Genomic DNA, 8,781 nt, shown 5'->3' with positions numbered 1-8,781 from the left:
ATCGGCTTAGCAAAATGCGGGGTTTTGGCTGAATTGAACGTTCTTGTTTTCTAATACGCCAAAAGCTGTCCATATTCGTATTTTTTGTAAGTTTACAAATAGTAGAACAGCTTTGGCTCTGAATTGTACATTCGTTCAAATTAAGTTCGCACTTCGACAAGTCCAGTTAACCGCAATTATAAAACAAACTCAACATTTAAATGAAAACTTTCCCAGTAATAGCTTCAATTTTATCACCAACAGAATTAGGAGAACTTATTAACGAAAAGTATCAATTAGAACATAATTTCGATTGTAAACTTTTTAGAACAGGAGTAAATCATACCTATTTTTTAACTACTCCAAGTACGAAATATGTGGTTAGAGTTTATTGTCGCAACTGGAGAACAAAAACGGAAATCCAAGAAGAATTATCCCTATTAAATTTACTCAAATCACATCATCTTTCAGTTTCAATTCCAATTTCCGATAAAAATGGAAATTTAATTCAAGAGATTGCTGCGCCAGAAGGTTTAAGATATGTTGCGCTTTTCACATTCGCAGAAGGAGAAAAATTGCGTTTTATGAGCAAGGAAACTTGTTTTGCTGTTGGTTCAATAATGGCAAAAATTCATAATGTAACAGCGACAAAAAAAATCAATCGAATAAATTATAATTCTGATGTGCTTCTGTACAAAGCTTATGAGAAGTTAAATGTATATTTTTCAGAAGATTTAGATGAAATGTTATATTTAAAACAAATATCCTCAAAAATCGCAAAGTGTTTTGAAACAACTCATTTATCCGAAGCTCAAAATGGCATTGTACACCTTGATATTTGGTATGACAATTTGAGTGTAAATAAGGAAAATGAAATTACAATTTTTGATTTTGATAATTGTGGAAATGGTTCTCTGATTTTAGATATTGGATATTTTTGCAAACAATTATTTTTCATTGAAACGGATAAAAATGAATATGAAACTAAAGTGGAAAGTTTCTTAAATGGTTACAGAAAAGAAAGAAGCTTATCTGAAAAGGAACTCAATTTAATCCCTGAAGCCGGAGCTTCAATTTTTGTGTTTTATCTTGGCGTCCAAGCTCAAAGATTTGATTGGTCAAATATATTTCTAACAGAAAACTATCTTAAAATGTTTGTTGGAAGAATCAAAAATTGGCTAGATTATTACGAAGAAAAAAAGAACTGCGGCTAACATTGCAATAATGAAATTGCGACTAAGGGAAAAATTGAAAGTTTTCGCTTCCTTAATTCGTTAATAATTTTCTTGTTACCTATAAATATAAAAAAAAATAATTTAAAAAATTAAGAAAAATCATCGTTTTCAATATTGATAATTTGTTGTTATTTAGTTTTAAATAACTGAATACAATCAGAATATTAAAAATGAAAATAATGATTACAGAAAGAAAAGAAGTTGTCTTAAAATATTTTGAAAAAATTGATAATGGTACTTTTGATAGTACTTATTTTGATTTATTTACTGAAGATGTTGAATTGTACTTCCCGAAATATGGATACACTAAAGGAAAGGAAGGTATAAAACACTTTGGCGAAACACTTGGAAATGGATTAAAAAGCCTTCATCACGATGTTAAAAACTTTAATATCATAGTATCCGATAAATATATAATCGTTGAAGGACAAGAAGGTGGAGAAACGAAAGAGGGAATAAAGTGGCCTGATAATAAAAATTCATTTGGTAAATTTTGTAATGTTTTTGAATTTGAAGGCAGTCTGATTAAAAGAGTACATATTTATGTTGATCCAGATTTTACATCAGAAGATGCTAAAAGAATTGAGATGTTAAATCAAGGGAATAAATCGTGAAACATCAACTACTAGAATTGGTAATTGTTAAACAACTTAATATTTTAGATAAAATTAAACTAGTTGTTCTTTAGTTTATACAATAACCTATTTATATAAGTTGGTTTGTTTTGGACAAAAATATTTAAATAAAAAAAGCCCCGAAGATAGTCGAGGCGCTAAATGTTTTCACAACGGAATAATCCTTATTGTGAGTTCCTTTCAATACAAATATTGATATAAAATATTTATATATGATTACGTGAAACCGTAATTGTATAAATTATTTTTGATGTAATTTAATACGCAAAAGATAATACTTATGGCTAAAAATATACTTGGATTAGATTTAGGAACCAACTCTATTGGATGGGCGTTTGTAAAAGAAGCTACAAATAATAATGAACAATCTTCTATAGAAAAATAGGTGTTCGTGTAAATACTTTAACAACTGATGAGCAAACAAACTTTGAAAAAGGTAAACCTATTACAACAAATGCAGGTAGAACTTTAGCGCGTTCGGCTCGTCGTAATCTTCAACGATTTAAACTTCGAAGAGAAAATCTTTTACAAATTCTGAAAGCACAGAAATGGATTGATAATGAAACTATTTTAGCTGAGAATGGGAATAAAACAACTTTTGAAACTTTTCGTTTACGAGCATTATCAGCTGAAAAACAATTGGAGCTTCACGAATTGGCTCGTGTTCTGTTTCAAATCAACAAAAAGCGCGGTTACAAAAGTTCACATAAAGTGAACAATACCGAAGAAGGTTCTTTGATTGATGGTATGGACATCGCTAAAAAATTATATCATGAAAATCTTACACCAGGGCAATATGTTTTGGATTTGTTAAAGTCTGGAAAGAAAAAGGTTCCTGATTTTTATCGTTCGGATTTACAGTCTGAATTTGATAAGATATGAGATTTTCAAAAGCAATTTTATACTGAATTATTTACAGATAATTTAAAAGAAGAATTAAAGGGAAAAGGAAAAGTAGCGACTTGGGCATTTTTAAAAGTCCCTTTTAATTTGGTTGGAATAAAGCGCAATTTAAAACGTGATGATTTAAAATTAGAGAATTACCAATGGCGAAATGACGCTTTGTCTAACCAATTAAATTTAGAACAAATTGCGATTGTTTTGCAAGAGATTAATGGTCAATTAGCTAATTCTTCTGGTTATTTAGGTGCAATTTCAGATAGAAGCAAAGAGTTGTACTTCAATAACCAAACCGTAGGTCAATATCAATATACTCAGTTACAAAATAATCCGCATGCACGTTTAAAAAATCAAGTGTTTTATCGTCAGGATTATATGGATGAGTTTGAAAAGATTTGGGAAGTTCAAGCAAAAAATCGTGAAAACATATTTACCAATTCTTTAAAAGAAGAAATTCGAGATGTTGTTATTTTCTATCAACGTAAACTAAAATCTCAAAAAGGTTTGATTTCAATTTGTGAGTTCGAACAAAGAAAAATAATTAAAGATGATAAAAAGAAAACTGTTGGTTTACGCGTTATTCCAAAATCAGCACCTTTATTTCAAGAATTCAAAATTTGGCAAATTCTTCATAATGTAAAATTGAAAAATAAGATTACAAATGAAGTTGTGCTTTTAAATGAAAACGATAAAAATCACTTATTTGAAGAATTAAATCTAAAGGGAAATCTTACTGCATCTGAAGTTTTAAAATTGTTAGTTGATAAACCTAAAGATTGGGAAATTAATTATACAAGTTTAGAAGGAAATCGTACTAATCAAGCCCTTTATAATGCTTATTTGACTATTCTAGATAACGAAGGTTATGATGTGCGTGAAGAATTGAAATTAAAATTGAATAAAAACGAAATTACTTTAGCTGATATTGACAAACCTGCATCTGAAATTAAGGAAATGGTGCAAGCTATTTTTAATCATTTAGGAATTAAATCTGAAATTTTAGATTTCAATGTAGAGTTAGAAGGAAAAGTTTTTGATGAGCAATTATCTTTTCAGCTGTGGCATTTGTTGTATGCGTATGAAGAAGACAATTCACCAACTGGAATGGACACTTTGTATCGATTATTAGAACAAAAATTTGGTTTCAATAAAGAGCAAGCTAAAGTAATGGGAACAGTTGCCTTTCAAGATGATTATGGAAGTCTAAGTAGTAAAGCAATTCGTAAAATATATCCTTTTATAAAAGAAAATGAATATTCTGTAGCATGTGATTTAGCTGGATATCGTCATTCTAAAAACTCTTTAACCAAAGAAGAATTAGAAAATCGTGAATTAAAATCTCGTTTAGATATTCTTCCAAAAAATAGTTTGCGCAATCCTGTAGTTGAGAAAATTCTGAATCAGATGGTAAATGTAGTGAATACATTGATTGATACTGAAAATGATAAATTGGAGAAAGCAGGCAGGGCAAGAAATTTTCAATTTGATGAAATCCGTATTGAGTTAGCACGTGAACTTAAGAAGAATGTAAAAGAACGTGAGGAAATGACCAAAGCTATGAATGCAGGAAAAATTGAACACGAGAAAATTATTAAGATTCTTCAAACAGAAGATGGAATTAAGTTCCCAACGCGCAATGATATTATTCGTTATAAATTGTATCAAGAGCTTAAAAATAATGGGTACAAGGATTTGTATACCAATCAATATATCGAACGAAAAGATATTTTTACAAAAAAAATACGATATCGAACATATTATTCCTCAATCGTGTTTGTTTGATGATAGTTTTTCGAATAAAACATTAGTTCCGCGTCAGATCAATTTGGATAAAGGAAATAAAACGGTTTACGATTATATTTTTGATGCCTTTGGACAAGATAAATTAAATGAATTTTTGATACGTTCAAAAGCTTTGTTTGATTTAAATGATGAGGGAATTTCAAAAGCTAAATACAAGAAACTAACAATGAAAGGTTCTGAAATTGGCGAAGGTTTTATTCAAAGAGATTTACGTGATTCACAATATATTGCTAAAAAAGCGAAAGAAATCTTGTTTCAAATTACTAAATCGGTGCTTTCAACTTCTGGTTCAGTTACAGATCGTTTGCGTGACGATTGGGATTTGGTGAATGTAATGAAAGAGTTGAATTTGGAGAAATATCGTTTGGCTGGCTTAACAGAAATGCAAACAACAAAAGATGGTAATCCGAAAGAAGTCATCAAAGATTGGACAAAGCGTAATGATCATCGTCATCATGCTATGGATGCGCTGACTGTTGCATTTACCAAACGTATTTTTATTCAGTATTTAAATAACTTAAATGCGTGTAGAAATGATGAATATGATAGTATTTCAAATGCAAAAGATAAAAAGGCTATTGATACAAATAGCTTAAGAATTTCGAGTAAAGATGCATTAGGAATTGAAGAAAAAGAAACGCATAAAATAAATGATGGAAAAGGAAATTATAAACGTGTTTTCAATGAACCTATTCCAAATTTCAGACAACTGGCGAAACAACATTTAGAAGCTGTTTTAGTATCGCATAAAGCAAAAAATAAAGTTGTTACTCGAAATATGAACAAAATAAAAGGAACCGACAAAGTTCAGATTGCTTTAACTCCTCGAGGACAAATGCACAAGGAAACCGTTTATGGCAAAATCAAACAATATGCTTTTAAAGAAGAAAAAGTTTCAGCAAAGTTTGGTGAGGCTACAATTGCTATGGTTTCGAATCCACAATATAGATCTCTTTTATTACAGCGTTTAGCCGAAAATGGAAAAGATGCTAAAAAAGCATTTACAGGAAAAAATGCGTTGTCAAAAAATCCAATTTTATTAAAAGACGGAACAGAATTACCTGAAAAAGTAAAATTAATGTGGCTGGAAGATGATTATACGATTCGTAAAGATATTGGACCTGATTTAAAAATTGACAAAGTGATTGACGAAGGCGTAAAACGAATTTTACAAACTCGGTTAGATCAATTTAAAGGAGATTCAAAAAAGGCTTTTTCTGATTTGGAACAAAATCCAATTTGGTTGAATGAAGAAAAAGGAATTGCAATAAAACGTGTAACGATATCAGGAGTTAAAAATGCTGAAGCATTACATGTTAAAAGGATCATTTAGGAAATGATATTTTTGATGAAGATGGAAATCAAATTCCAATTGATTTTGTGAGTACAGGAAATAATCATCATGTAGCTATTTACGAAGATGAGAAAGGGAATCTTCAAGAAAAAGTTATTTCATTTTATGAAGCTGTAGCTCATGTAAATCAAGGTTTACCAATTGTAGATAAAGCCTACAATCAACACTTAGGTTGGACATTTAAATTTACAATGAAGCAAAACGAAATGTTTGTTTTTCCATCAGAAGGTTTTAATCCAAATGAAATTGATTTGTTTGATAGGAAAAATCAGACGTTAATAAGTAAACATTTATTTAGGGTGCAGAAATTTGGTGAGCTTTCTAAATCTGGTTTTTGGTTTAGACATCATTTAGAAACTTCTGTTTATTTAGTTAAGTCTTTAAGGTTTATTACTTACTCAGATTTTTATAGTAAGGATTTTATGAAAACCATAGTAAAAGTCAGAACAAACCATTTAGGAGAAATCATCCATATTGGAGAATATTAAAATGTAAGTTTATGTTAAAACGCACCATTTACATTGGTAATCCATCTTATTTAAAATTAAAAGACAATCAATTGAAAATAGAAGATGCGACAACCAAAGAAATCAAAGGCTCTATACATATTGAAGATTTAGGATTTTTGGTGTTGGATCATTATCAAATTACCCTAAGTCATCAACTTATAGTGATGTTACAACAAAATAATGTGGCGATAATCAGTTGCGACGATAGTCATATGCCTTTAGGGTTGATGTTACCAATGAATGGGCATGTGGAGCATAGTGAGCGATTGAAACATCAAATTAATGTTTCGGAACCTTTGCGCAAACAGTTGTGGAAACAAACGATTGAAGCTAAGATTTATCAACAAAAAGCATTGTTAAGTAAGTTTGGTTTTGTAGAGGAGCCACTGCAGAATTATTTAACGAATGTAAAATCGGGAGATTCCACGAATATGGAAGGGATTGCGGCTCAATATTATTGGAAACAATTATTTGACAATTTTACGAGAGAACGAGATGGTGATGCTCCTAATAATTTTCTGAATTTTGGATATGCTATTCTTCGAAGTATGGTTGCAAGAGCTTTAGTGAGTTCTGGACTAAATCCTACAATTGGTATTTTTCATCGCAATAAATACAATCCATATTGTTTGGCTGATGATATAATGGAACCTTATCGACCTTATGTTGATGAATTGGTCTTAGAATGGATGAATAAGCCTTATCGACCGACTGAAATGAGTAAAGATGCTAAAGCACATTTATTACAAATAGCAACAAAAGATGTAAAAATTGATGGTTTGAAAAGACCTTTGTTAGTAGCGATAAGCTCTACAACAAGTTCTTTATATAAGTGTATGATAGGGGAGCAACGTGTGATTCGTTTTCCTGAAATGACATGAGTTTTAGTCGTTATAATGCTTATCGTATTATGTGGGTTTTAGTTTTGTTTGATTTGCCAACGGAAACAAAAAAGCAAAGAAGTCAGGCTACTCGTTTTAGAAAAGAGTTGATAGATGATGGATTTACTATGTTTCAGTTTTCTATTTATTTGCGACATTGTCCAAGTAGAGAAAATGCAGAGGTACATATAAGACGAACAAAATCTAAATTACCTGAATTTGGTAAAGTTGGAATAATTTGTATTACTGATAAACAATTTGGACAAATGGAAATATTTTTTTCCAAAAAAGAAACCGATTTACCAACAGGTCCACAACAATTAGAATTATTTTAGGAATAAAAAAATCCGATAGAAAACTCAACTTCTATCGGATTTTACTTTTTTTCTCATATCTAAATTTCATCTCAAACCCTTTTATATAAAGGACTTTTAAAATGAGGTTGTAACTACTTACGTAAAATTACTAAAAGTGAAAGGAACTCACAACACTCCTAAGCCGTTTAACTGATCAGCAATAGTTGTAACTACTTACGTAAAATTACTAAAAGTGAAAGGAACTCACAACTGACTTTGTAAACGTCGCTACCTCAGTTCTGTTGTAACTACTTACGTAAAATTACTAAAAGTGAAAGGAACTCACAACCGCCCGGCAGGAAGGGCATGACCACCAGCCGTTGTAACTACTTACGTAAAATTACTAAAAGTGAAAGGAACTCACAACTATACATTTGCTTATGTTGGAACGTATCCTGTTGTAACTACTTACGTAAAATTACTAAAAGTGAAAGGAACTCACAACATGAATACCTTCATCCAGTCCTGCTGAACTCGTTTCAGCATCACATTCTAAAATAATGTAAAAGAACAATTTTCTTTATAATAGTGATAACCTTTCTTAGGTAAATCTAGAATCGTAAATCTAAAAACCTTCTTTTTCTGTCAAAAATGCCAATCTAATCTACAAATCTTCTCCAATTTTTTATTTTTCACCGATCGTTTTTCTCTATTTCGTCTACCGTTTAGCGTAAACCGTCAAACATTTCAAAAAATATTTCGCGTCATACCAGCAACTTAAGAACAGAATGTAAAATAAATGTAAATTATGTTTGGAAAAGCGGAAAAAGGGTACGTATATTTGCAACCTCAATACGAAAGACGAGTAGTATTGAAATTGACATAGGGACTTATATAGCGATAAAAATTATTTAAAAATAAATTTGCGAGTTTAGAAATAAGTATTACCTTTGCAAACCGATCCCGAAAGGAGTTTTGGAGTGAAAGTAAATTTGACTTATTGAAATAAAAACTTTAAAAATTTTCGAAATAAAATTTGTTAGTTAAAAAATAAGTATTACCTTTGCAACCGCAAATACCGAGAGGTTTTGCTAAGATGAGAAGTTCATTTGAAATTATAAAATATACAGAAGAAAAAATAGCCGAATAAAACGAAGTCAATCCTTGGATAATGGAGCTATAGGAAATT

At 30.4% G+C, this 8,781-nt stretch carries 4 protein-coding genes, 1 pseudogene and 1 CRISPR repeat array; all 5 genes and pseudogenes read left to right on the top strand.

Going from position 1 to position 8,781, the window contains the following annotated elements; translation table 11 throughout:
• Positions 1-200 precede the first annotated feature (200 nt).
• The 5 genes and pseudogenes from B2217_RS16085 to cas2 all read left to right on the top strand — a co-directional run bounded on the left by B2217_RS16085 (position 201) and on the right by cas2 (position 7,631).
• The gene (locus B2217_RS16085) at positions 201-1,193 is read left to right on the top strand and encodes a homoserine kinase (RefSeq protein WP_180905995.1); all 993 of its coding nucleotides are present in this window, start codon (positions 201-203) and stop codon (positions 1,191-1,193) included.
• A 200-nt stretch (positions 1,194-1,393) separates the two neighbouring features.
• Positions 1,394-1,828 (top strand): nuclear transport factor 2 family protein, encoded by a 435-nt coding sequence (locus tag B2217_RS16080; protein ID WP_180905996.1) that lies wholly within the window; start codon positions 1,394-1,396, stop codon positions 1,826-1,828.
• Positions 1,829-2,129: 301 nt separating this feature from the next.
• Positions 2,130-6,394, top strand: a pseudogene (gene cas9, locus B2217_RS16075) (type II CRISPR RNA-guided endonuclease Cas9).
• A gap of 11 nt (positions 6,395-6,405) precedes the next feature.
• Positions 6,406-7,296, top strand: a complete 891-nt coding sequence (cas1, locus tag B2217_RS16070) for a type II CRISPR-associated endonuclease Cas1 (protein ID WP_180905997.1) — start codon at positions 6,406-6,408, stop codon at positions 7,294-7,296.
• Positions 7,293-7,631, top strand: a complete 339-nt coding sequence (cas2, locus tag B2217_RS16065) for a CRISPR-associated endonuclease Cas2 (protein ID WP_180905998.1) — start codon at positions 7,293-7,295, stop codon at positions 7,629-7,631. Before cas1 ends, cas2 begins: the two co-directional genes overlap by 4 nt.
• A gap of 106 nt (positions 7,632-7,737) precedes the next feature.
• Positions 7,738-8,097: direct repeats of the CRISPR family, unit length 48 nt; unit sequence GTTGTAACTACTTACGTAAAATTACTAAAAGTGAAAGGAACTCACAAC.
• Between the last annotated feature and the right edge of the window lie 684 nt (positions 8,098-8,781).

It is taken from the genome of Empedobacter sp. UBA7620 (assembly GCF_002484185.1).
In the GTDB taxonomy this organism is placed as follows: Bacteria; Bacteroidota; Bacteroidia; order Flavobacteriales; family Weeksellaceae; genus Empedobacter; species Empedobacter falsenii_C.
Note: the sequence above shows the minus strand (reverse complement) of the source record. Positions and strands in the feature narration are given on the sequence as shown.

Excerpts from the sequence above, each read along its gene's own strand:
- B2217_RS16085 (WP_180905995.1), top strand. The coding sequence starts at position 201 with ATGAAAACTTTCCCAGTAATAGCTTCAATTTTATCACCAACAGAATTA.
- cas1 (WP_180905997.1), top strand. The coding sequence starts at position 6,406 with ATGTTAAAACGCACCATTTACATTGGTAATCCATCTTATTTAAAATTA.
- B2217_RS16080 (WP_180905996.1), top strand. The coding sequence starts at position 1,394 with ATGATTACAGAAAGAAAAGAAGTTGTCTTAAAATATTTTGAAAAAATT.
- cas2 (WP_180905998.1), top strand. The coding sequence starts at position 7,293 with ATGAGTTTTAGTCGTTATAATGCTTATCGTATTATGTGGGTTTTAGTT.